The sequence below is a fragment of the Microbacterium sp. NPDC077663 genome (assembly GCF_044542795.1).
Lineage (GTDB): Bacteria > Actinomycetota > Actinomycetes > Actinomycetales > Microbacteriaceae > Microbacterium.
In genome coordinates this window covers 764,604-785,851 of record NZ_JBITVE010000002.1, presented here as the reverse complement: position 1 = coordinate 785,851, position 21,248 = coordinate 764,604, and the positions used below count along the sequence as shown (strand labels likewise).

Sequence of the window (21,248 nt, the reverse complement as noted above, 5' to 3'; positions counted from 1 at the left end):
AGGCGCGTCAGCGGCGCTCTCCCCCAAGAGCGCATCGAGGCCCCCTCCCGATCTAGGTCGAGGGGGCCTCGTCACGTCCGCTCACGCGCGGTCGGCGTGATGATGGAGGGCGTCGCGGACGAACTCCGCGCCGGTGCCGCCGTAGTTCGCTGCGAACCGGTCGTCCGCCACGTACATGTCGGCGAGTCCCCGTACGTACCCGCGGAGATCACCCCCGTCTGCAGCCGGCGTCCCGGGGATGGCCTGCAGCCACGCCACGTGGCGCGCGGCGAGCTCCTGTGCCTCCTCGGAGTCGGGACGGATGCCGCGCACCGCCGCGTCGCTCCAGTCGGCGGCCAGCTGCGCACTGCCCTCCTTCCACTCCTTCTTCTCGTCGGCGGACATCCCGCGCCACCAGGCGTCGGATCGCGCGTACACGTCCGCACCCCACCGTTCGGTCACCTCCTCGCGGTGCACGGTGTGGTCGAAGCCGTCGAACATGTTCTCGGCCATGGGTTCCTCTCCTCTTCTCCTCGCGTCGAGGGTCGATGCGACGGCGGCGATCTGCCGGTCGATGCGCGCGCGTTCGGTCTCGAGCCACCCCAGGTGGACGGCCAGCGCCTCGGTCTCGTCGACGTCCTCGGCGAGGACCTCGGCGATGCAAGGCAGTCCCAGGCCGAGCTCGCGCAGCAGCAGGATGTGCTGCAGGCGGCGCAGCGCCGCAGCGTCGTAGAACCGGTAACCGCCGGCGCCCGTCCGCGTCGGCGGCAGGAGCCCGACCTGCCCGTAGTGGCGCAGCGTCCGACTCGTCGTGCCGGCGAGGCGGGCGAGTTGCTGGATCGACCATTCGCGCGTCATGACGGCAACGCTAGGAGTTGACGCTGCGTCACAGTCAAGCCCGGTCGCCGGCGGATCTCGACAATTCGAGATATATCGTGTTACTCTCGCTCCAACGCGATATATCTTGATTCGCGACCGACTCCAGGAGACAACATGACTCTCGAGAAGTGGCTGATCCAGCCCGGGGAGACCCGCGTCATCGACCTCGACGGCATCCGTCGACTGAAAGTGGGACTCGTGGGCGGACAGGTCGACGTCGTCGCCCACGACGAGCCCGGTGTCCGCATCGAAGTCCACTCCGTCACGCAGAAGGAGCTGCGCATCGAGGCCCAGGACGGCGCGGTCGAGATCGACCACGCGCAGTTGCGGTGGGACAACTTCCTCTCCTCCTTCCGCAACTTCGGCAGCGGCGGCCCCCAGGCCGAGGTGAGCATCGCCGTCCCGCGTGAGATCGCCCTGAACCTCGGCGTCGTCAGCGCGAGCGCCCTCGTCGCGGGGCTCGCCACCGATGCGAAGCTCAACACCGTCTCGGGCGACATCATCGTCGACGGCCTCACCGGCGACGTGACGGTGAACTCGGTCTCGGGCGACGTGCAGATGCGGGGTCTCACCGGCACTCTGAACGCCAACGCGGTCTCGGGGGCCATCACGGCCGCCGGCACGATCCGCACCGCGTTCGCCGACACCGTGAGCGGTGCCGTTCTCATCGACTCGAGCGGACCGACCCAGAACGTCTCGTTCAACACGGTCAGCGGCGCGGCCACTCTGCGCCTCGACGAGGCTGTGGCCGCCAAGTACACGCTTCGCACGGTCAGCGGCAAGCTCCTCGTGGACGGCGTCGACCGCTCGCAGAGCGGCATCGGCTCGAACTACAGCGCGTCGGTCGGCGAGCTCAGCGGGTCGTTCGCGGAGGTCCGCGCCAACACCGTCTCGGGCGACATCTCGGTCATCCGACGCGTGACCTCGGCGATCACCGACGAAGCCCCCGTCACGGAGGAGTACTGAGATGCCCCCCGTCTTCTCGCACGGTGACCTGCGTCTCTACCTGCTGAGTCTGCTCGACGAGGCGCCCCGCCACGGGTACGACCTGATGCAGGCGCTGTCCGACCGCACCGGTGGCACCTACACACCGAGCGCCGGCACCGTCTACCCGCGCCTGTCGAAGCTCGAAGAAGAGGGGCTCGTCACCAAGACGGTCGACGGGCGCAAGACGGTCTACGAGATCACGGATGCCGGTCGCGCCGAGGTGGCCTCGCGCGCGGACGACCTCGCCGGGATCGAGGCCGGGCTCGCCGACAGCGTGCGCCTCATCGCCGACGAGGTGCGCGCCGGAGTGCGGGAGGCCATGCGCAGCCTGCAGGCCGACCTCGCCGCGGCATCCGCTGCTCCGAGCCGGCCCGCGGCCCCCACGACACCCGACCCGCGTGCCGCCTCGCGCGAACAGGTGCGACGCGCGGACGAGCTCCTGGCCGAGTTCCGCGCCGACCTGCGCGCCGACCTGCGCGGTCACGTGGCACGCGGCGGCGAGCTCGCGGCATCCGTCGTGGACGAATTGGCAGCAGGTCTCGCCGAGGCGTCGGACGCCGTCCGCCGCGCGCTGCGCGGCTGAGTCACCCGCCCGGTCAGAGCTCTTCGGCCCAGTCCTGCCGCCCGCGCCACGGATCCTCGTCGTCCTTCACGGGTTCACCCAGGGGGACGACGAGGACCGGGCGCGGCTGACGGTGTGCGAGTCGCGCCGCCACCGAACCCGTGAAGAACTCCCGGATCGAATCGCCGATGCCGCGCTTGCGCGTGCCGACGACGATCAGGCGGGCCTCGGTCCGCTCGGCGAGGTCCTTCATCGCCAGAGCCGGATCGCCCGCGAGCATCTCGATCGACCACGCGACCTCGACGCCGGAGAGCGCGGCGATCGCCTGCTCGCGCAGCTGGGTTTCGAGCGCCTCACTGGGGATCGCGTCGAGGTTGATCGGCGCCGTGTGCACGTAGCCGTCGGGATCCTCGTAGGAGACGAACCGGGTGACGTCGACGTGGGCGACGAGCAGGGCCGCGCCGTGGAGCCGGGCGTACTGAGCCGCCTCGCGGAGCACGCGCGGGGGCTGGCCGGGCACGATGCCCGCGATGACGGGGCGGTGTGGTCGTCGGACCTGCGGCTGCGATACGGCATCGGACATGTCGGATCACCCTTCCGTGATCACCGCCGCGAGGGCGGTGCGAACGCTCCGTGGTACCCTGAATGCTACTCTTCCCGGCCACTGCCGGACTGTGACTCGTCGGGCTGCCGGACCAAGCCCGCACTCGTGAAATGAGGGGGTTACGCATGGGGCGTGGCCGTCAAAAGGCGAAGAACACCAAGATCGCCCGTGAGCTGAAGTACGACACGTACAGCTTGAACATCAACGCGCTCGAGCGGGAGCTCGGCGCGCCCGGTGACGAGCAGTACGAGGACAAGTGGGCCGACCAGTACGCCGACGAGGACGACGAAGAAGACCCGTCGGCCCCGGCCTCGGCCTCGTTCGAGAAGGCCTGACCGCTCGGTCGCCGATTCACCACGTTCCGTGGCGCTGTTCCCACTCCTGTTCGACCGTCTTCCGTCGCGCGATCACGACGCCCGCCGGCACGGCGAGGAGTGAGATCACGACGAGCATGATCAGCGGAACCGTCCACGACGCCGTCGCGTCGTGGATGAGGCCGACGCCGATCGGCATCAGCATCGTCACGCCGTAGCCGAGGCTCTGCGCGAACGAGCTCAGCGCGACCGTCGCGTCGTGCGTCCGCGTCCGCAGGCCGACCGAGGTCAGCACGAGCGGGAACAGCAGCGGCAGGATGCCGAGCAGCGTGACCCAGAGCCACGGGGCGGATGCCGGGGCCACCAGCAGCCCGCCGGCCCCGAGCACTCCGGATGCCGCCGCGATGAGGAACAGCGGCAGCACGACGTCTCTGCGGGCGACCAGCACCGGCACGGCGAGCGACGCGGGCAGTCCGATCAACGCGAACAGCGAGAGCAGCGTGCCCGCGACCTGCGGCGTCACCCCCGCCGTGTCGACGAGGATCTTGGGCAGCCAGGCGAACGAGGTGTAGGCGACCGCGCTCGAGACGAAGAACGTCACGGCGAGCGCCCACGCGGTGGGCAGCCGCCACATGCGCCCGAACACCCGCGTGCTCACGGGTTCGAGGTCCACCTCGGCGAGCGCCGCGCGGCGGGCGCGTACGGCGAGCACGATCCAGGGCGCCAGTCCTGCCAGTGCGAAGACCGCCCACAGGCCGAGCGAGGTGCGCCAGCCCGCCGCATCCGCCACGGGCACCGCGACCAGTGGGGGAACGAACGTGGAGATGGCCATCATCGTGGAGTAGACCGTCGTCATCAGTCCGATGCGGTCCGCGAAGTACTTCTTCACCAGCGCAGGCAGGAGCACGTTGCCGACCCCGACGCCGGCGAACACGAGCGCCGAGCCGAGCAACAGGCCGTACGCGTCCGTCGCCGCGGACCGAGCCACCAGCCCGAGGGCGACCGCGCCCAGTGCGACCAGGGTCGTGCGCTCGAGCCCGAATCGGCGCTCGAAGCCGGAGGCGAGCAGACCGAACACCGCGAAGCACAGCGGTGGCACGGTGCCGATCAGGCCGAGCACCGCCGCCGGCAGGGTGAAGTCCTCGCCGATCGCATCGAACAGCGGCGAGAGCGAGGCGACCGCGGAGCGCAGCGAGAAGGCCAGCAGGACGATGCCGACGACGGCGAGGATCCGACCCCGTCGCACAGCGAGGGGTTCGAGGGACGTCACCGATTCAGCCTAGGCGGCTCAGGACTCCTGCGTGCCCTCGACCCAGGCGAGGTACTCGTCACTCACGGTGCCGGTGACGTATCGGCCGTCGAAGCAGCTCATGTCGAGGTCCTCGACGTCCGGCGCCCCGTCGAGGATCGCGGCCCGCAGGTCCTCGATCTCCTGGTAGACGAGGTAGTCGCAGCCGAGCTCCTCGGCGATCTCGGGGATCGTTCGGTTGTACGCGACGAGTTCGTGCCGCGACGGCATGTTGATGCCGTAGACGTGGGGGAAGCGGATGGGGGGCGCGGCCGACGCGAACGTCACCGATTTCGCACCGGCATCCCGCGCCATCTGGATGATCTCCCGCGACGTCGTGCCGCGCACGATCGAGTCGTCGATGAGCAGGACGTTCTTGCCCTTGAACTCCGTCGACATCGCGTTGAGCTTCTGTCGCACGCTCTTCTTGCGGATCGCCTGGCCGGGCATGATGAACGTCCGCCCGATGTAGCGGTTCTTGTAGAAGCCCTCGCGGTACTCGATGCCGAGCTTGCGCGCGACCTGCATCGCCGCGGGGCGCGAGGAGTCGGGGATCGGCATGACGACGTCGATCGACCCCTCGGGCGTGTACTTCGCGATGGTGTCGGCGAGGCGCTCGCCCATGCGCAGCCGGGCCTCGTAGACCGAGATGCCGTTCATGACCGAGTCGGGTCGGGCGAGGTAGACGTACTCGAACGAGCAGGGTACGAGCTTCGGGCTCGGCGCACACTGCTTGGTGAAGAGGTTGCCGTCGAGGTCGATGAACACGGCCTCACCCGGCTCGACGTCGCGCACGACCTCGAAGCCGCCGTTCTCGAGGACGAGGGATTCCGAGGCGACCGTCCACTCGTACCGGCCGTTCTCGGCGCGCCGCGTGCCGAGGATGAGGGGACGGATGCCGAAGGGGTCGCGGAACGCGAGCAGTCCGTAGCCGGCGATGAGCGCGATCGCGGCGTACGAACCCTCGACGCGCTGGTGCACCCGGGCGACGGCGTCGAAGATCTGCTCGTGGTCGAGCTCGAGACCGGAGATGACCGTCTGCAGTTCGTTGGCGAGGACGTTGACGAGCAGCTCGGTGTCGGAGCTCGTGTTGAGGTGCCGGCGGTCGGTGCGGAACAGCTCCTCGGTGAGCTCGCGCGTGTTCGTGAGGTTGCCGTTGTGGACGAGGACGATGCCGTAGGGGGCGTTCACGTAGAACGGCTGCGCCTCCTCCTCGTTCGACGCCGTGCCCTTGGTCGCGTAGCGGACGTGACCGAGGCCGATCGTGCCGAGGAGCGAGCGCATGTCGCGCGTGCGGAACGCCTCGCGCACCATCCCGCGGTTCTTCGCGATGTGGAAGACGCCGCTCGGCTCGGCGGTCGCGATGCCGGTGGAGTCCTGTCCGCGGTGCTGCAGCAGCAGCAGGGCGTCGTAGACCTCCTGGTTGGCGGGTCCCTGTCCGACGACGCCGACGATTCCGCACATAGGAGTAGCTCAGTCCGTTTCTGCGTAGGAGCCGACCAGGCGGACCGCGCCGCCGTCGACGCCCTTCGCGCCCTGCTCGTAGTCACCGTCGGGGAGTGCCGCATCCGACACCGTTCCGACCTGCCAGGTGTGGATGCCCTCCGCGGAGAGGGTGGATGCCGCGGCGTCGGCGGCCTCGGCCGAGACGACGGCGAGGAAGCCGATGCCGAGGTTCCAGGTGCCCTCGGTCTGCTCGAGCGACAGCCCGCCGAGCTCGGCGAGGACCCGGAAGACCGGCGACGGCGACCAGGTCGAGCGGTCGACGTCGACCCAGGTGCCGACCGGCAGCACGCGCGCGAGGTTTGCGGCGATGCCCCCGCCCGTGACGTGGCTGAGGGAGTGGACGGCGCCCGGATGGGCGTCGATCGCCCGCAGCAGCGGCGACGTGTAGAGGCGGGTCGGCTCGAGGAGCTCCTCGCCCCAGGTCCGGCCGAAGTCGGCGGCGTTGTCGCCGTAGCCGACGCCCGCGTTCGCGATGATGTGACGGATCAGCGAGTACCCGTTGGAGTGCGGACCGCTCGAGGCGAGTGCCAGCACGACGTCACCGGAGCGCACCCGGTCGGCGCCGAGGACGGCATCCGCCTCGACCACACCCGTGGCCGCGCCCGCGACGTCGTAGTCGTGGATGCCGAGCAGACCCGGGTGCTCGGCGGTCTCGCCGCCCACGAGAGCAGTGCCGGTGGCCGAGCACCCGTCGGCGATGCCGCGGACGATGTCGGCGATGCGCTCGGGGAAGACCTTGCCCGTCGCGATGTAGTCCGTCATGAAGAGAGGCTTCGCGCCGACCACGACGATGTCGTCGACGACCATGCCGACCAGGTCCTGGCCGATTGTGTCGTGCTTGTCGATGGCCTGCGCGATCGCGACCTTGGTGCCGACGCCGTCGGTCGAGGTCGCGAGGAGGGGTTTCGTGTACCCGAGAAGGGCGGAGGCGTCGAAGAGGCCGGCGAACCCGCCGACACCGCCGAGGACTTCGGGGCCCTGGGTGCGACGGACGGCCGATTTCATCAACTCGACGGCGAGGTCCCCCGCCGCGGTGTCGACGCCGGCAGCGGAGTAGGGATCGGTGGGAGTCGAGGCCACCTGCACAGCCTACCGGCCGCCGCACCCCCTGCTTCCCCGTGGGAGCGGCCCGAGACCACAGCTGCGCCATAGGATGTCGCCATGAGCGGGGCTGAGCGGCCCGAATGGGTGGTGCGAGAGGACGCGAGCACGACGGTGCTCGTCGCCTTGTTCGTGCGCCAGGCGCTCGGCATCCGCGCCCCCGAGGAGCTGCCTCACCTTCGCGGCGCCCCCGCCGCGCCGCCCGCCGGCGACGATGACGACGCGCGTCTGCTGCAGCGGCAGTGGCTCGCCTACTGGGCCATGGCCGTCGAGCCGCAGGCGCACCCCTCCCCCGTTCCCCTCGATCTCGTCGGCGGATACGAGACCCTCGCGGTGCTTCCCGTCGACGGATTCGACGAACTGCGCGCCGCAATGGCGCCCCTCGCCGCCGACGCCGTCGCTTTCGCGCGATGGGCCAGCGACCGCTACACGATGCAGGCGAGGGCCGGCTCGGCCAGCAGCTACCGCGCGTACGCGAGCGCGATCGCCGAACACGAACGCCGGGTGGGGCGTCGCGCGCACTCGTTCGAGCTGAATGTGCAGGTCCTGCCGCTCACGCAGCGCGGCGTCTGGTGGATCGGCTCGTTGACCATCGCGGTGACCGACGGACTGCGCGGCGATGTCGCCGCCTTCGATCCGGCGATCCAGCCGATCATCGCCGAACTCGCCTGACCGCGTCGGGTCAGTCCGTTTCCTCGACGCGTTCGCGCTCGATCCGCACGGTGCGGTGCCTCTTGCTCAGCACGCGGTCGAAGACGAGCGCGACCACAGCGCCGAGCGCGACACCGGCGGGTACGCACCAGAGCAGCAGGAAGCCGAACACCTGGCTCTGCGAGTAACGCGCTCCCGTGCTCTCGCTGATCGCTCCGTCGCCGAACGCGAAGGTGAGGATCAGGGCGACGAGGATGCCGAGGGCCGCCCCGACCGCGAAGAACGCCGCGAACCTCGGGGTGCGCCGCAGCTCTGCGGACTCGACGTGCGTCTCGGAGTGCTCGGCCATGTGTCCATTGTCCACCCGCGCCTCAGGGACGCGGGTCGCCGACCGTCTCCGGCTGTGCCGCGCGGGCGCTGTTGCGCTTGCGCCGCTGGACCGATCCGACAGCGAGGACGACCGTCACGACCGCGGCGATCCCGACGACGATGAACGGGACGAGGATGCCGGGGGCCGCAGCATCCTCTTCTTCCTCCTCGACGGCCACCGCATCGCTGACCGTGGTGCAGTCCGCGGTCACCGTGAGGTCGAGGTCGCCGAGTTCCCCGGCCCAGAGGACGTCGCGTCCTTCCGCGGTGGCGCCGGTCTGCGCGTCGACGCCGTCGACGTTGATCGTGTCGCTCGATTCGGAGAGCGCCACGGCGCGCAGGTCGACCTCGGCGAGCGCAGCCTGCGGGATGAGCTCGGTCCCGTCGGGCTGAACGTCGAAGAGCAGGCTCCCGGCGCCGCCGTCGATCACGAGGGTGGGGGCGGAGAGCGTCGTCTCGACGCCCGCCGCGCTCGTGTAGCCGAGCGTGCCGTCGAAGCTGACGCTCCCCGAGGGCCCGACCGGCTCGAGCACGCCGGCACCGCCGTCGAGGGTGAGCACCCCGCCGTCCGCCGTGATCGCACCGTCGGTCCGCAGCTCATCGGCACCGACGTTCCACACCACCCGCGCGTCGGAGACGACACAGGTCGGCGCCGCGGCGTACGCGGGTGCCGCCGGCACCAGGAAGACCAGAGCCGCACCGATCACCGCGACGACGAGGGAACCGGTGGCGCTCCGGGGGTGCCGTACCTGCATGGGGATCCTCTCCGCAGGCGATGGTACCGGCGCGGCGTCCCGCCTCAGGGCCGCAGCGGCAGCAGCCCGTCGAGGTTCGCTCTCACGCCCGACGCGCGGACGGCGCCGGCCGTGACGGCATCCGCCCAGGCGGCCCGTCCGGTCGCGAGCGCGATCCAGGTCGCGGCATCCGTCTCGATCACGTTCGGCGGAGTGCCGCGGGTGTGGCGCGGACCCTCGACGACCTGGACGGCGCCGAAGGGCGGAACCCGCACCTCGACCGAGTTGCCCGGCGCCTTCTCGACCAGCAGCTGCAACAGGTAGCGGACGGCGGTCGCCGTCTCGGGGCGTGTCGCCGTGCCGGCGGCGACCGCGGCGAGCGCGTCGCGTCCGTCGCCGGTGCTGATCGTGCGGGCCATGGCTGCCACCGTAACGCGCACAGGCCGGTCGGTAGGCTGACGGGGTGAAGATCCTGGTCCTCGGCTCGGGCGCGCGCGAGCACGCCATCATCCTCGCCCTCGTCGCCGAAGGCGCCGGGCACGAGATCTTCGCGGCTCCCGGCAACGCCGGCATCGCCGCTGACGCGACGATCGTCGCGGGCCTCGACCAGAACGACCCGGCCGCCGTCACCGCCTATGCGAACGAGGCCGCGATCGACCTCGTCGTCATCGGTCCGGAGGCGCCCCTGGTCGCCGGTGTCGCCGACGCCCTCCGCGAGCGCGGCATCCCGGTCTTCGGACCCGGCAGGGCCGCCGCCCGCCTCGAGGGATCGAAGGCGTTCGCGAAGCGGATCATGGATGCCGCGGGTGTCCCGACCGGTCGCGCGGCCCGCGCGCACACCCGGGACGAGGTGGCAGCGGCGATCGACGAGTTCGGCGCCCCCTACGTCGTCAAGGCCGACGGCCTCGCGGCCGGCAAGGGCGTCATCGTCACCTCCGATCGCGACGCGGCGCTCGCCCACGCCGACACGTACCTGGTGTCGGGTCCGGTGCTCGTCGAGGAGTTCCTGGCCGGTCCCGAGGTTTCGCTCTTCTTCGTCTCGGACGGCGACACCGTCCGCGCGCTCAGCCCCGCGCAGGACTTCAAGCGCGCCCACGACGGCGACGAGGGCCCGAACACGGGCGGCATGGGCGCGTACTCGCCGCTCCCCTGGCTCGACGACCGGTTCGCGAGCGAGGCCGAATTCGTGGCGCAGGTGACGGCCGAGGTGGCCGAGCCCGTCATCCGCCAGCTGGATGCCGAGGGCACCCCGTTCATCGGACTGCTCTACGCGGGCCTCATCCTCACCGACGCCGGCGTCAAGGTCATCGAGTTCAACGCCCGCTTCGGCGACCCCGAGACTCAGGTCGTGCTGGCGCGCCTGCGCAGCCCGCTGTCGCGCCTGCTGCTGGCCGCCGCCGCCGGCACGCTCGAATCCGAGCCCGCGCCCGTGTTCTCCCCTGAGGCCGCCGTCACGGTCGTCCTCGCGAGCGAGGGGTATCCGGATGCCCCGCAGACCGGTCGCGTCATCGAGGGGACGGATGCAGCGGCATCCGTCGAGGGCGTGCATCTGGCCCATGCGGCGACCGCCGCCACCGACGAGGGCGGGCTGCTCGCGACCGGTGGGCGCGTGCTGAACGTCGTCGCCGTCGGTGCCGACCTCGCCGACGCCCGCGAGCGGGCGTACGCGGCCCTCGAGCACATCTCCCTCAAGGGCGCGCACTACCGCCGCGACATCGCCCTCCGCGCCGCGCGCTGAGCGCGGCGCGGCGGCTCCTCAGCGCTGCGCGAGGTGCGCCGGGCGGCGTAGGAACAGCACGAGCACGACACCGATCGCGATGACCGCGGCCGGCAGGATCATGGCCTGCGCCATCGCGGCGGAGAACCCCTCGGCGACGACGGGCGGCATCCCGCCCCCGCCGCCGAAGTCGCCGCCCGCGGCGTCGCCGGCTCCCGGCAGGTTCGCCTCGAGGCGCGACTGCATGACCGCCGCGATCGCCGCGGACCCGATGACCGATCCGATCGTGCGGGTCGTGTTGTAGATGCCTGAGCCGGCACCCGCCTGCTGCGGCGGCAGGTTGCGGGTGGCCGTCGTCGCGAGCGGCCCCCACATCCCTGCGTTGGCGACGCCGATGATCGCCGAGGGGATCAGCAGGAGGAGGATCGGCGCCTCGGTGTTCATCAGCAGGGAGTAGCCGACGAGGCCCACGGCCATGAGCGCCAGTCCGGGGACCAGCAGCACGCGGGGGTCGACGCGGTCGAGGATCCGACCCGCGAACGGGGCGAGCACACCCGACAGCACCGCCATCGGGATGAGCAGCAGCGCCGACTCGGTCGGCGTCAGCCCGCGGGCGAGCTGGGTGAAGAACGCCATCGGCAGAGCCATGCTCGTGACGGTGAAGCCCACGGCCGCGATCGCGAGATTGGAGATCGCGAAGTTGCGGTCGCGGAAGAGCCCCAGCGGAACGAGGGGCTCGCTCTTGGTCGTGGCCTGCGTCCAGATGAAGACCGCCAGGACGACGACGCCGGCGGCGATCATCCCCCACACCCACGCGGCCCAGTCGTAGTGCTCACCCTCCTGCAGCCCGAACACGATGAGGAACAGGGCGACCGCGCTGAGCACGACCCCGAGGACGTCGAACCGGTGGGGGTGCGTCTCGAGCTGCGGGACCAGCCGCCACGCGAGCACGAAAGCCACGACTCCCACGGGGATGTTGACGAAGAAGATCCACTCCCAGCCGAATCCGTCGACGAGCAGACCGCCCGCCAGCGGCCCGACGAGGGTCGCGACGCCGGCGGTCGCGCCCCACAGGCCCATCGCCGCGCCGCGGCGCTCGGCCGGGAAGGTGCGGGTGATGACGGCCATCGTCTGCGGCGTCATCAGCGCGGCACCGAGGCCCTGCGCGGCACGCGCGAGGATCAGGGCCATGAGCGACCCCGACAGCCCGCACGCCAGCGAGGCGAGGGTGAAGATCGCGAGACCGATGAGGTAGATGTTCTTCGGCCCGAACCGGTCACCGAGGCGTCCGGTGACCAGCAGCGGCACGGCGTACGTCAGCAGGTAGGCCGACGTCACCCACACGACGTTGTCGAGGTTGGAGGTCGAGGGGTCGAGGGCGGCCTTGATCGCCGGATTGGCGACCGAGACGATCGTCGTGTCGACGAGGATCATGAAGAACCCGATGACGAGCGCCCAGAGGGCGGGCCACGGGCTCACGGGTGCGGCGGATGCGCCCGGGGTGCGGACGGTGGATGTGCTCTCGCTCATGCGCGTGCGGCTTCTCTCTGTGCCAGATAGCGGTCGGTGACGGGGATGTCGACGACACCCCAGACGGTGTCGGGACGACGGATGAACTCGACCGCTTCGTCGAGCCAGCTGATGTCGGCATCGAGGAGGGCCGCCTGGCGGTGGACCTCGATGAGGAACTGGGCATGGGATCCGTGCGCGATCGCGTGATCGCGGGCGCTGCGATGGGCGTCCCGGGATGCCGCGAGCAGCTCCCGGCGCTCCGCGAGCAGCGCGAGCACCTCGTCACGGGGCAGGTTGTGAACCTCGGTGAGGGCGATCCGGAACCGGTCGGGGTCATCGATGGACACCAGCTCGCGACGGATCCAAGCGATCAGGTCGGCGGCCCCGGCATCCGTCAACGCGTACGTGGTGCGCTCGGGACGGTTGCCGTCGCGGTCGCTGCCGACCTCGACGATGCGACCCTGCCGCTCGAGACGGGCCACCGTGTGGTAGATCGTGCCGTGGGTGAGAGCGATCAGCCGGTCGGCACGGCGCTCGCGGAGCAGGCGCACCATCTCGTACGTGTGCATGTCGTCTTCGTGCAGGAGCGCGAGGAGCATGACGGCAGTCGGCGTCAGCGTCGCCTTCTCGCGTGCCATGCGTCCTCCCACGTATTAGTCCATGTGGACTATACGCCGGTCCGTCGACACGATGGATCACTCGGCGGGTCGCAGCACCGCCCATGCTCGCGAGACGTCGTCGCCGCTCATCGAGATCTGGACGCCGACCATCCGATCGACGCGGATGCCCGCCGTCCGGCCCGGGGCACTGCACCCCTGCGTGACCGCGATCGGTCCACTGAAGTTCACCGGCGGGTCGTCCTCGCCGACGGCCGGCGAGAGGGACAGCGTGATGGTGGCGTCCCGCGGGATGCAGTCGAACTCGAGGACGTACTCCTGGTCCCTCACCGCACTGGCCGACACACTCACGACGGTCACGGGGTCGACGCCGACCGCATCGCTCTCGAAGACGAGACGCGAAGCCTCGAGCGGGTCCTCCACGGGAATGCCGTAGGTGGGGTCCGGCGAGACCTCGGGCTCCGGCGTCGGGGTCGGGGTCGGGGTCGGCGCGGGCTTCGCGGACGAGGTCGGGGAAGACGACGGTGTCGGCGCGGAGTCATCCACCGAGGCCGTCGAGACGCAGCCGCCCAGCGCGATCGACAGCGCGAGGGCGGTGAGGGCGAGCAGTCGGCGACGCATCCCGCCACGGTACGCGGTCGGCGCGCCCGACATAATGGGCTGGTGACGGATGCCGCGACCCCCTTCCCCGGATGGACCCACGTGTACTCGGGCAAGGTCCGCGACCTCTACCGGCCCGCCGAGGCAGGTGACGACGGGCGGCTGCTCGTCGTAGCGAGTGACCGCGTCAGCGCGTTCGACCACGTCCTCGAGCCGGCGATCCCTGGCAAGGGCGCGCTCCTCACGGAGCTGTCGCTGTGGTGGTTCGATCAGCTGGCGGGCGCCGACGGCGGCCGCGCGATCGCCAACCACCTCCTGCCCGGCCAGACGCCGCCCGCCGAGACCGGGGGGCGCGGCATGGTCGTCCGTTCGCTCGAGATGCTGCCGATCGAGTGCGTCGTCCGCGGCTATCTCACCGGTTCGGGATGGGCGGAGTATCAGGCCGACGGCACGGTCTGCGGCATCGCGCTGCCGGCGGGACTCGGCAACGGTGACCGCCTGCCGGAGCCGATCTTCACCCCCGCGTACAAGGCCCCGCTCGGCGAGCACGACGAGAACATCTCGTTCGAGCGCACGGTCGAGCTCGTCGGCGCTGATCGGGCGGCACAGCTGCGCGACGCCTCGCTCGAGATCTACCGCCGGGCCGCGGCCCTCGCCGAGGCGAAGGGGCTGATCCTCGCCGACACGAAGTTCGAGTTCGGCCTCGACGCCGACGGGGTCCTCACCCTCGCCGACGAAGTGCTCACCAGTGATTCCTCGCGGTACTGGGATGCCGAGACCTGGCGCACCGGCGAGAGCCCCGCCGCGCGCATGGCGAGCTTCGACAAGCAGATCGTCCGCGACTGGCTGGCCGGGAATTGGGACAAGCAGGGCACGCCGCCCGTCGTCCCCGAGGGAATCGTCGCCCAGACGGCGGCCAAGTACCGCGAGCTCCTCGAACGCCTCACGTCCTGACGGCGTCGCTCGCACGCACTCAGCCCGCTCCCAGGTAGCCTGACCCAGGCATCCCCCGACCTGAGGAGCACACGCATGCCCATCTGGACCCTCCACGGCGACGGCCGCCGCGTCGCCCCCGGTGCCGTCGTCACCCCCCGGGAGCGCCTCGGCTGGGGCACGACGATCGCGGTCGGCGCCCAGCACGTCGTCGCGATGTTCGGTGCGACGTTCCTCGTTCCGCTGCTGACCGGCTTCCCCGTCAGCACGACTCTGCTCTTCTCGGGTCTCGGGACGCTGCTGTTCCTCCTCCTCACCCGGAACCGCCTCCCGAGCTACCTCGGATCGTCGTTCGCCTTCATCGCCCCCATCACCGCGTTCGGCCCGGGCGACGGCAAGCCGCTCGACAGCCCCGAGCAGATCGGGCAGGCGCTGGTCGGCGTGTTCATCGCGGGCATCCTGCTCGCCGGCGTCGGCTTCCTCGTGCAGGCCACCGGCACGCGCTGGCTCGAGAAGCTCATGCCACCGGTCGTGTCGGGCGCGATCGTCGCCCTCATCGGACTGAACCTCGCGCCCGCCGCCTGGAACAACTTCCAGACCGACGCGGTGCTGGCCACCATCACACTGGTCGCCTGCATCCTGTTCGCTGTGCTGTTCCGCGGGATCCTGGGTCGCGTCTCGATCTTCCTCGGTGTCGTCGTGGGGTACGTCGCCGCGCTGATCATGGGACGGATCGACTTCTCGGATGTGGCCGAGCTCATCGAGGACGGCGCGTGGTTCGGTCTCCCCGCCTTCCACCTCCCCTCGTTCGCCGACCCGGTCGCGTGGAGTCTCCTCCCGATGTTCCTGCCGGTGGTCCTGGTCCTCGTGGCCGAGAACGTCGGGCACGTCCGCGGCGTCGCGACCATGACCGGCGACCCGACGGTGAACAACCGCACCGGCCGCGCGCTGCTCGCCGACGGTCTCGCGACCACGCTCGCGGGAGCCTTCGGCGGCTCGGGCACGACGACCTACGGCGAGAACATCGGCGTCATGGCGGCGACCCGCATCTACTCCACCGCGGCCTACTGGGTGGCGGGCATCATCGCGGTGCTCCTGTCGTTCTCGCCCGTCGTCGGTGCCGTGCTGTTCACGATCCCGAGCGGTGTCATCGGCGGCGTGACGACCGCGCTGTACGGCCTCATCGGCGTCATCGGCATCAAGATCTGGGTCGACAACCAGGTGGACTTCTCGCGTCCGGTCAACCAGTACACGGTCGCCGTCGCCTTCGTCATCGCGATCGCGAACTTCACCATGGACCTCGGCCTGCTGCAGTTCGGCGGCATCGTCCTCGGCACCGTCGCCGCGCTCGCGATCTACCACGGCGGCAACGCGATCGCCCGCGCACGCAAGACGGGGGCGGATGACGGGGGTCCGATCGTCCCCATCGGCCAGCTGGGCGGCGACCCGGACTGATCGCCACGCCGCGCGCAGCGGAATACCGGGGGCCTGGCGGCGTTACCGATTCGCATGAATACACCCGGAGCGGATCGCCTCGCATCCGACACCTCGATGGGCGCCGTGACCCTGCTCGTCGGGGACCTCGATGGGATGACCCGGTTCTACCGCGACGTCATCACCCTGCAGGTCCTGAGCGCCGACGGCGACACGGTGACCCTCGGGCGCGCCGGCCGCGCGATCGTCGTGCTCCGCGCCGAGCCGTCGTTGCGCCACGCCCCCACGGGCTCCGCCGGACTGTTCCACACCGCGATCCTCTTCGAGTCGCAGACGGCGCTCGCGGCGGCGCTGTTCTCGCTCGCGCGTCACGCGCCGCAGACCTTCACGGGAAGTGCCGACCATCTCGTCAGTCAGGCGTTCTACGCCACCGACCCCGAGGGCAACGGCATCGAGCTCTACTGGGACCGCGACCGCAGCGACTGGTCCTGGACCCACGGCCGCGTCGAGATGGCGACGCTCTTCCTCGACCCGAACGCGTTCATCCGCGAGCACCTGACCGATGCGGCCGCGGAGGGTGCGACCGCCGACGACGCGGCATCCGTCGGTCACGTGCACCTGTCGGTCGGAGACGTCGAGACCGCGCGCTCGTTCTACGTCGACGCCCTCGGGTTCGACGTCACCGCTGAGCTGAGCGGTTCAGCGCTGTTCGTGAGCGCCGGCGGCTACCACCACCACATGGCGATGAACGTGTGGAACTCGCGGGGCGCCGGGCCCCGCATGCCGGCGCTCGGGCTGGGGCGGGTCGATCTCGCCCTTCCCGGCGCCGACAGCCTCGGCGAACTGGGCGAGCGCCTGCGCCATCACGGCGTGCAGATCGCCGACGACGGTCGCACGGTGACCTTCACCGATCCCTGGCACAACACGCTGCATGCGACCGCCGCGTGACGCCCGTCAGGCCGATTCGCGCACGATCAGCTGCGTCTCGAGCAGGGTCTCGCGCGGCGGATACCCGCCCGACAGCAGGGTGAGGAGGATGTCCGCCATCACCTCGCCCTGCTCGAGTGAGGGCTGACGCACCGTCGTCAGCGCCGGCGAGACCGACGTGGCGACGGGCGAGTCGTCGTAGCCGACGATCGCGACCTGCTCGGGGGCGCGGATGCCGGCACGGGTCAGCTCGGTGAGGACACTGCCCGCCATGAGGTCGCTCGCGACGAACAGGCCGTCGAACTCCGCTCCCGACCGGAGGATGCGCGTGACCGCGGCCGCTCCGCCCGCGGCGGTGAAGTCGCCGTCCTCGACGGCGACCTCCGACACACCGGCGGCATCCAGCGCCTCTCGGAATCCGGTCAGGCGGTCGATCCCGCCGGGCATCGTCGTCGGACCCGTGATCATGGCCAGCCGACGTCGACCCCGGTCGAGCAGATGTTGCGTCGCGACGCGACCGCCCTCGACGTTGTCGACGTCGACGTAGAAGTCTCGCTCGCGCTGACGCACGGGCCGACCGCCGTAGACGACGGGCATGGCGGCGGCGATGCGGTCGATGAACGCGTCACTGGTGTGGTGCGACACGATGATCGCGCCGTCGACCGCTCCGCTGCGCAGATACTCGGTCGCCTTGTCGTTCGGATCGTCGCTGGCAATGATCAGGTTGAGGACGTAGTCGGATCTCGAGATCCGTGTGTTGATGCCGCTGACGATCGCCGCGAAGAACGGGTCGCCGAAGAAGCGTGTCGTGTCCTCGGGGACGACGAGCGCGATGGCCATCGTCGCGCGACTGGCGAGGGAGCGGGCGGCCCGGTTCGGCACGTAGTTGAGGTCGTCGATCGCTCGCCGGACAGCGGCGAGGGCGGCGGGGCTGACCGCCGTGGACCCGTTCACGACGCGAGACACCGTGGAGCGGGACACCCCCGCCGCGGAGGCGACCTCCTCGATCGTCACCGGGGGGTGGAGGGTATCGGACACGGTCACCTCGCGGAGTGCAGTCATTCCATCGCTCGGGCGGCGATGACCCGACGATACTCCAGGGCGCTGTCTTTGAAGGCTCGTTCCTGCGTGGCGTAATCGACCCGGATGAGGCCGAACCGCTTGTCGTATCCCCACGCCCACTCGAAGTTGTCCATGAGCGACCAGTAGAAGTAGCCGCGGACGTCGACGCCGGCGTCGGCCGCATCGAGGATGGCGGTGAGGTGACCGCGCAGGAACTCGACACGGTCCGCATCGTGCACGCGGACGGCACCGTCCTCGACGACGCTCTCGTCGTCGTACGCGGCACCGTTCTCCGTCACGAACAGAGCGGTACCGGCATCCTGCGCGTACTCGTTCCAGACCCACTCGAGCAGGACCGTCAGCGCCTCGGGCTGCACCTCCCAGTGCATCGCCGTCCGCGGCAGGCCGCGTTCGTACCAGTGGATGTCGTGGCCCGCCGGCCACGGCGAGCCCACGGCGCGGTCGGTCGGGGCATCGCCGGGCAGCGGCGGGTCTGCGGGAGCCGTGCCGCCGACGAACTCGCCGTGGTAGTAGTTCACGCCCAGGACGTCGAGCGGCTGAGAGATGGTGCCGAGGTCGCCGGGCAGGACGGCGGCCTCGAAGCGTGCGACGGCGTCGGCGTCCACCGCACGGATGTCGGCGACGATGTCGTCGGGGTAGCTCCCGCGGAAGATCGGGTCGAGGAACCAGCGGTTGAATTGCCCGTCGATGCGTCGCGCGGCGTCGACGTCCTCGGGGCGCGCCGGGTCGGCCGCCTCGGCGACGGTGAGGTTCAGCGTGATGCCGAGGTTCAGCGCGGCGTCGCGTCGGCGGAGTTCGCCGACGACGAGACCGTGACCCCGCAGCAGGTGATGGGATGCCAGCATGCCGTCGGCGATGCTGAACCGGCCCGGGGCGTGGATGCCGCCGGTGTAGCTGAGGAACGACGAGCACCACGGCTCGTTCAGCGTGGTCCAGTCGGTGACCCGGTCGCCGAGGGCGTCGTGGACCGACATCGCGTACTCGAGGAAGCGCTCGCTCGTCTCGCGCGCGGTCCATCCGCCCCGCTCCTCGAGCGCCTGCGGCAGATCCCAGTGATAGAGGGTGAGCCACGGGCGGATGCCGGCGCCGAGCAGTTCGTCGACGAGGCGCTCGTAGAAGTCGATCCCCGTGGGGTTGACCGCACCGCCGTCGGGACGCACGCGCGACCAGGAGGTGGAGAACCGGTAGGTGTCGAGGCCGAGCTCTTTCATGAGGGCGACGTCGCCGCGGTAGCGGTGGTAGTGGTCGCACGCGACGTCGCCGTTGTCAGCGTTGATCACGGCACCGGGCACGCGGCTGAAGGCGTCCCAGATGGACGCGGTGCGACCGTCCTCGAAGGCGGCGCCCTCGATCTGATAGGCGGCGGTCGCCGCGCCGAAGAGGAAGCCGGTCGGGAACGGGCGGGCTGCGAGTGCGGGCACGGAGGCAGAGTACTCCTGCGAAAGGACGTTCACCGGATGCGCCTCAGCCCTTGACCGCGCCGGCCATGATGCCGCTGACCAGCTGCTTGCCCGCGAAGACGAAGAGCAGGATCAGTGGGATCGTCGCGAGGAGGACCCCGGCCAGCACGACCGAGTAGTCGACGAAGTAGTTCGCCTGCAGCAGCGACAGCGCGACCGGGAGGGTCGGGCTCTGCCGGTCGAGCACGATGAACGGCCAGAAGAACTGGTTCCACGCGCCGACGAAGGTGAACAGGAACAGCATCGCGGCCGCGGGCCGCGCGGCGGTGACCCCCACGGTCCAGAACGTCCGGATCTGACTCGCGCCGTCGACGCGCGCGGCCTCGATGAGCTCGTCGGGGACCGTCTGGCCGATGTACTGCGTCATCCAGAACACGCCGAAGGCGCTGGTGAGCGCCGGGACGATGATGGCGCCGATCGTGCCGGTCCAGCCGAGATCGGCGAACAGGATGTAGAGGGGCACGACACCGAGCTGCATCGGGACGGCCATGGTCGCGACGACGAAGGCCAGCAGCACCTTGCTGCCGCGGAATCGGAGCTTCGCGAAGGCCCAGCCGGCGAGGGTCGAGAAGACGACGACGGATGCCGCGATCACCGTCGAGCTGAAGACCGAGTTCCACAGGGCCAGCCAGAAGTTCACGGCCGGGTCGTTCATCACTGACAGCGCGTTCGTCACGAAGTTGGCACCGGGGATCCACGACATCTCGGGGTCGTTGATCGTGAACTGGTCGCCGGAACCGATGAGGAACGACCAGTAGTACGGGAAGATCGCCGACACGGCCACGACCCCCAGGCCGACGTAGACCCAGAAGCCCGCACGGACGCCGCGGATGCGGGTGGTGCGCTCACCCCTCCGACGCCGTGAGGCGTGGGGGATGTTCTCCTCGACGATGGCGAGGGGCGGTTCGCTGACAGCGGTCATCGCGCGGCATCCTTCCGTGCGCGTCGCGGCGCTTTCACGCCGCGGCCGCCCTCGTCGCGGACGAGGCGGCGGGTGATGAAGAGGTTCAGGAGGCCGATCACCACGATGATGATGAAGAGGATCCAGGCGAGGGCGGCGGCGCGGCCGAAGTTGAACTCGCCCCAGCCGATGTTGTAGAGGTACAGCGTGATCGTGAGCCACTGCTGGGCGGGCCCGCCCTCACCGGTGTTGTCGAACATCCGAGGCTCGTCGAAGATCTGCAGGCCACCGATGGTCGAGGTGATGATCACGAAGATGAGAGTCGGGCGCAGCGACGGCAGTGTGATGCTGACGAACTGGCGGAACGCCCCCGCGCCGTCGACCGTGGCCGCCTCGTAGTATTCGCGGGGCACGGCCTGCATGGCAGCCAGCAGGATCAGCGCGTTGTAGCCGGTCCAGCGGAAGTTGACCATGGTGGCGATGGCGACGTGGCTCCAGAACGGATCCTTGTGCCACGCGACGGGGTCGAGCCCGACGGCGGTCAGGGCGTTGTTCACGAGCCCGTGGACGTCACCGAACATGTTGCTGAAGATGAGCGCGACGGCGACGGGCGCCATGACGAACGGCAGCAGGACGCTCATGCGCCAGAAGGTCTTGGCCCGGATGTTGCGGTCGAGCATCGCGGCGATGAACACCGCGAGGATCAGCTGCGGCACCGTCGAGAGCAGGAAGATGCTGAAGGTGTTGCGAAGGGCGACCCAGAACTTCGGGTCGTTCAGGATCCAGGCGTACTGCTCGACCCCAACGAAGGTGCCGGAGTTGCGGATGAGGTCCCACTCCTGGAACGAGATGATCGCCGTGAAGCCGATCGGGAACAGGCCCACGACCGCGAAAAGGATGAAGAACGGCGAGATGTAGAGGTACGGCGAGACCTTCACGTCCCACCGGCTGAGGCGCTGGCGGAACGAGAGCACACGGACCGGACGATCCGCGTGAGCGGGCCGATCCTCCAGCGGGGTCCGGGGGCGGATGTCTGTGGTCGTCACGTGTCGTCTCCGTGGTCGGCGTGGATGGTGGATGCCGGCCGCTG

23 protein-coding genes are annotated in these 21,248 nt (G+C 70.3%); 8 read left to right on the top strand and 15 right to left on the bottom strand.

What is annotated here, in order from left to right; translation table 11 throughout:
- Positions 1-81 precede the first annotated feature (81 nt).
- The gene (locus tag ACIGEP_RS11380) at positions 82-837 is read right to left on the bottom strand and encodes a MerR family transcriptional regulator (RefSeq protein ID WP_396661726.1); all 756 of its coding nucleotides are present in this window, start codon (positions 835-837) and stop codon (positions 82-84) included.
- Between the two features lie 135 nt (positions 838-972).
- Here ACIGEP_RS11380 and ACIGEP_RS11375 point away from each other — a divergent pair, with 135 nt between their 5' ends.
- Both ACIGEP_RS11375 and ACIGEP_RS11370 read left to right on the top strand, forming a co-directional pair.
- Positions 973-1,824, top strand: a complete 852-nt coding sequence (locus ACIGEP_RS11375) for a DUF4097 family beta strand repeat-containing protein (protein ID WP_396661725.1) — start codon at positions 973-975, stop codon at positions 1,822-1,824.
- A 1-nt stretch (position 1,825) separates the two neighbouring features.
- Positions 1,826-2,428 carry a PadR family transcriptional regulator gene (locus ACIGEP_RS11370; protein WP_396661724.1) on the top strand — a complete coding sequence of 201 codons (603 nt, stop codon included), beginning with the start codon at positions 1,826-1,828 and terminating at the stop codon, positions 2,426-2,428.
- Between the two features lie 13 nt (positions 2,429-2,441).
- Here the strand turns inward: ACIGEP_RS11370 and ACIGEP_RS11365 are convergent, their stop codons facing one another.
- Positions 2,442-2,990: a universal stress protein gene (locus ACIGEP_RS11365; protein WP_396661723.1), complete on the bottom strand. Its 549-nt coding sequence runs from the start codon at positions 2,988-2,990 to the stop codon at positions 2,442-2,444.
- Positions 2,991-3,136: 146 nt separating this feature from the next.
- On the opposite strand from ACIGEP_RS11365, the gene ACIGEP_RS11360 reads away from it, so the two are divergent.
- The gene (locus ACIGEP_RS11360; RefSeq protein WP_251577585.1) at positions 3,137-3,346 is read left to right on the top strand and encodes a DUF3073 family protein; all 210 of its coding nucleotides are present in this window, start codon (positions 3,137-3,139) and stop codon (positions 3,344-3,346) included.
- Between the two features lie 16 nt (positions 3,347-3,362).
- On the opposite strand, the gene ACIGEP_RS11355 is transcribed toward ACIGEP_RS11360, so the two are convergent.
- The 3 genes from ACIGEP_RS11355 to purM are packed head-to-tail and all read right to left on the bottom strand — an operon-like array spanning position 3,363 to position 7,205.
- A complete protein-coding gene (locus tag ACIGEP_RS11355) occupies positions 3,363-4,595 on the bottom strand; it encodes an MFS transporter (protein WP_396661722.1) in 1,233 nt (410 codons plus the stop codon).
- 18 nt (positions 4,596-4,613) lie between these two features.
- Positions 4,614-6,077: an amidophosphoribosyltransferase gene (gene purF / locus ACIGEP_RS11350; protein WP_396661721.1), complete on the bottom strand. Its 1,464-nt coding sequence runs from the start codon at positions 6,075-6,077 to the stop codon at positions 4,614-4,616.
- A 9-nt stretch (positions 6,078-6,086) separates the two neighbouring features.
- Positions 6,087-7,205 (bottom strand): phosphoribosylformylglycinamidine cyclo-ligase, encoded by a 1,119-nt coding sequence (gene purM / locus ACIGEP_RS11345; RefSeq protein ID WP_396661720.1) that lies wholly within the window; start codon positions 7,203-7,205, stop codon positions 6,087-6,089.
- A 75-nt stretch (positions 7,206-7,280) separates the two neighbouring features.
- On the opposite strand from purM, the gene ACIGEP_RS11340 reads away from it, so the two are divergent.
- Positions 7,281-7,892, top strand: a complete 612-nt coding sequence (locus tag ACIGEP_RS11340) for a zinc-binding alcohol dehydrogenase (RefSeq protein WP_396661719.1) — start codon at positions 7,281-7,283, stop codon at positions 7,890-7,892.
- Positions 7,893-7,902: 10 nt separating this feature from the next.
- Here the strand turns inward: ACIGEP_RS11340 and ACIGEP_RS11335 are convergent, their stop codons facing one another.
- The 3 genes from ACIGEP_RS11335 to ACIGEP_RS11325 are packed head-to-tail and all read right to left on the bottom strand — an operon-like array spanning position 7,903 to position 9,393.
- Positions 7,903-8,220, bottom strand: coding sequence for a potassium transporter Trk (locus ACIGEP_RS11335; protein WP_396661718.1), 318 nt, complete (start codon positions 8,218-8,220; stop codon positions 7,903-7,905).
- A 22-nt stretch (positions 8,221-8,242) separates the two neighbouring features.
- Positions 8,243-8,995 carry an HtaA domain-containing protein gene (locus ACIGEP_RS11330; protein WP_396661717.1) on the bottom strand — a complete coding sequence of 251 codons (753 nt, stop codon included), beginning with the start codon at positions 8,993-8,995 and terminating at the stop codon, positions 8,243-8,245.
- Between the two features lie 44 nt (positions 8,996-9,039).
- Complete coding sequence (locus ACIGEP_RS11325; RefSeq protein WP_396661716.1) at positions 9,040-9,393, bottom strand: sterol carrier family protein; 354 nt, start codon at positions 9,391-9,393, stop codon at positions 9,040-9,042.
- A gap of 44 nt (positions 9,394-9,437) precedes the next feature.
- On the opposite strand from ACIGEP_RS11325, the gene purD reads away from it, so the two are divergent.
- Positions 9,438-10,712: a phosphoribosylamine--glycine ligase gene (purD, locus tag ACIGEP_RS11320; RefSeq protein ID WP_396661715.1), complete on the top strand. Its 1,275-nt coding sequence runs from the start codon at positions 9,438-9,440 to the stop codon at positions 10,710-10,712.
- Between the two features lie 18 nt (positions 10,713-10,730).
- On the opposite strand, the gene ACIGEP_RS11315 is transcribed toward purD, so the two are convergent.
- The 3 genes from ACIGEP_RS11315 to ACIGEP_RS11305 are packed head-to-tail and all read right to left on the bottom strand — an operon-like array spanning position 10,731 to position 13,441.
- Positions 10,731-12,221, bottom strand: a complete 1,491-nt coding sequence (locus tag ACIGEP_RS11315) for an MFS transporter (protein WP_396661714.1) — start codon at positions 12,219-12,221, stop codon at positions 10,731-10,733.
- Complete coding sequence (locus tag ACIGEP_RS11310; protein WP_396661713.1) at positions 12,218-12,841, bottom strand: PadR family transcriptional regulator; 624 nt, start codon at positions 12,839-12,841, stop codon at positions 12,218-12,220. Before ACIGEP_RS11310 ends, ACIGEP_RS11315 begins: the two co-directional genes overlap by 4 nt.
- A gap of 57 nt (positions 12,842-12,898) precedes the next feature.
- Positions 12,899-13,441, bottom strand: a complete 543-nt coding sequence (locus tag ACIGEP_RS11305; RefSeq protein WP_396661712.1) for a hypothetical protein — start codon at positions 13,439-13,441, stop codon at positions 12,899-12,901.
- 42 nt (positions 13,442-13,483) lie between these two features.
- Between ACIGEP_RS11305 and ACIGEP_RS11300 the strand changes: the two genes are divergently transcribed.
- The 3 genes from ACIGEP_RS11300 (at position 13,484) to ACIGEP_RS11290 (ending at position 16,735) form a co-directional block, all read left to right on the top strand.
- The gene (locus ACIGEP_RS11300; RefSeq protein ID WP_396661711.1) at positions 13,484-14,374 is read left to right on the top strand and encodes a phosphoribosylaminoimidazolesuccinocarboxamide synthase; all 891 of its coding nucleotides are present in this window, start codon (positions 13,484-13,486) and stop codon (positions 14,372-14,374) included.
- 75 nt (positions 14,375-14,449) lie between these two features.
- The gene (locus ACIGEP_RS11295; protein ID WP_396661710.1) at positions 14,450-15,808 is read left to right on the top strand and encodes a uracil-xanthine permease family protein; all 1,359 of its coding nucleotides are present in this window, start codon (positions 14,450-14,452) and stop codon (positions 15,806-15,808) included.
- Positions 15,809-15,862: 54 nt separating this feature from the next.
- Entirely contained in the window at positions 15,863-16,735 is an 873-nt protein-coding gene (locus ACIGEP_RS11290; protein WP_396661709.1) for a VOC family protein, read from the top strand.
- Between the two features lie 6 nt (positions 16,736-16,741).
- Here ACIGEP_RS11290 and ACIGEP_RS11285 read toward each other — a convergent pair whose 3' ends face one another.
- Genes ACIGEP_RS11285 through ACIGEP_RS11270 form a run of 4 tightly spaced genes read right to left on the bottom strand, consistent with a single transcriptional unit; the run spans position 16,742 to position 21,204 of the window.
- Positions 16,742-17,776, bottom strand: a complete 1,035-nt coding sequence (locus tag ACIGEP_RS11285) for a LacI family DNA-binding transcriptional regulator (protein ID WP_396661708.1) — start codon at positions 17,774-17,776, stop codon at positions 16,742-16,744.
- A complete protein-coding gene (locus ACIGEP_RS11280; RefSeq protein ID WP_396661707.1) occupies positions 17,773-19,218 on the bottom strand; it encodes a GH1 family beta-glucosidase in 1,446 nt (481 codons plus the stop codon). Before ACIGEP_RS11280 ends, ACIGEP_RS11285 begins: the two co-directional genes overlap by 4 nt.
- A 43-nt stretch (positions 19,219-19,261) precedes the next feature.
- Entirely contained in the window at positions 19,262-20,179 is a 918-nt protein-coding gene (locus tag ACIGEP_RS11275) for a carbohydrate ABC transporter permease (RefSeq protein WP_396661706.1), read from the bottom strand.
- Positions 20,176-21,204: a carbohydrate ABC transporter permease gene (locus tag ACIGEP_RS11270; RefSeq protein ID WP_396661705.1), complete on the bottom strand. Its 1,029-nt coding sequence runs from the start codon at positions 21,202-21,204 to the stop codon at positions 20,176-20,178. The genes ACIGEP_RS11275 and ACIGEP_RS11270 overlap by 4 nt, the downstream gene beginning before the upstream one ends.
- Between the last annotated feature and the right edge of the window lie 44 nt (positions 21,205-21,248).

What these genes read in the sequence shown, in the direction of transcription:
- ACIGEP_RS11380 (WP_396661726.1), bottom strand. Translation starts at nt 837, where the DNA reads ATGACGCGCGAATGGTCGATCCAGCAACTCGCCCGCCTCGCCGGCACG.
- ACIGEP_RS11375 (WP_396661725.1), top strand. Translation starts at nt 973, where the DNA reads ATGACTCTCGAGAAGTGGCTGATCCAGCCCGGGGAGACCCGCGTCATC.
- ACIGEP_RS11370 (WP_396661724.1), top strand. Translation starts at nt 1,826, where the DNA reads ATGCCCCCCGTCTTCTCGCACGGTGACCTGCGTCTCTACCTGCTGAGT.
- ACIGEP_RS11365 (WP_396661723.1), bottom strand. Translation starts at nt 2,990, where the DNA reads ATGTCCGATGCCGTATCGCAGCCGCAGGTCCGACGACCACACCGCCCC.
- ACIGEP_RS11360 (WP_251577585.1), top strand. Translation starts at nt 3,137, where the DNA reads ATGGGGCGTGGCCGTCAAAAGGCGAAGAACACCAAGATCGCCCGTGAG.
- purF (WP_396661721.1), bottom strand. Translation starts at nt 6,077, where the DNA reads ATGTGCGGAATCGTCGGCGTCGTCGGACAGGGACCCGCCAACCAGGAG.
- ACIGEP_RS11340 (WP_396661719.1), top strand. Translation starts at nt 7,281, where the DNA reads ATGAGCGGGGCTGAGCGGCCCGAATGGGTGGTGCGAGAGGACGCGAGC.
- ACIGEP_RS11335 (WP_396661718.1), bottom strand. Translation starts at nt 8,220, where the DNA reads ATGGCCGAGCACTCCGAGACGCACGTCGAGTCCGCAGAGCTGCGGCGC.
- ACIGEP_RS11330 (WP_396661717.1), bottom strand. Translation starts at nt 8,995, where the DNA reads ATGCAGGTACGGCACCCCCGGAGCGCCACCGGTTCCCTCGTCGTCGCG.
- ACIGEP_RS11325 (WP_396661716.1), bottom strand. Translation starts at nt 9,393, where the DNA reads ATGGCCCGCACGATCAGCACCGGCGACGGACGCGACGCGCTCGCCGCG.
- ACIGEP_RS11315 (WP_396661714.1), bottom strand. Translation starts at nt 12,221, where the DNA reads ATGAGCGAGAGCACATCCACCGTCCGCACCCCGGGCGCATCCGCCGCA.
- ACIGEP_RS11310 (WP_396661713.1), bottom strand. Translation starts at nt 12,841, where the DNA reads ATGGCACGCGAGAAGGCGACGCTGACGCCGACTGCCGTCATGCTCCTC.
- ACIGEP_RS11305 (WP_396661712.1), bottom strand. Translation starts at nt 13,441, where the DNA reads ATGCGTCGCCGACTGCTCGCCCTCACCGCCCTCGCGCTGTCGATCGCG.
- ACIGEP_RS11295 (WP_396661710.1), top strand. Translation starts at nt 14,450, where the DNA reads ATGCCCATCTGGACCCTCCACGGCGACGGCCGCCGCGTCGCCCCCGGT.
- ACIGEP_RS11290 (WP_396661709.1), top strand. Translation starts at nt 15,863, where the DNA reads ATGAATACACCCGGAGCGGATCGCCTCGCATCCGACACCTCGATGGGC.
- ACIGEP_RS11285 (WP_396661708.1), bottom strand. Translation starts at nt 17,776, where the DNA reads ATGACTGCACTCCGCGAGGTGACCGTGTCCGATACCCTCCACCCCCCG.
- ACIGEP_RS11275 (WP_396661706.1), bottom strand. Translation starts at nt 20,179, where the DNA reads ATGACCGCTGTCAGCGAACCGCCCCTCGCCATCGTCGAGGAGAACATC.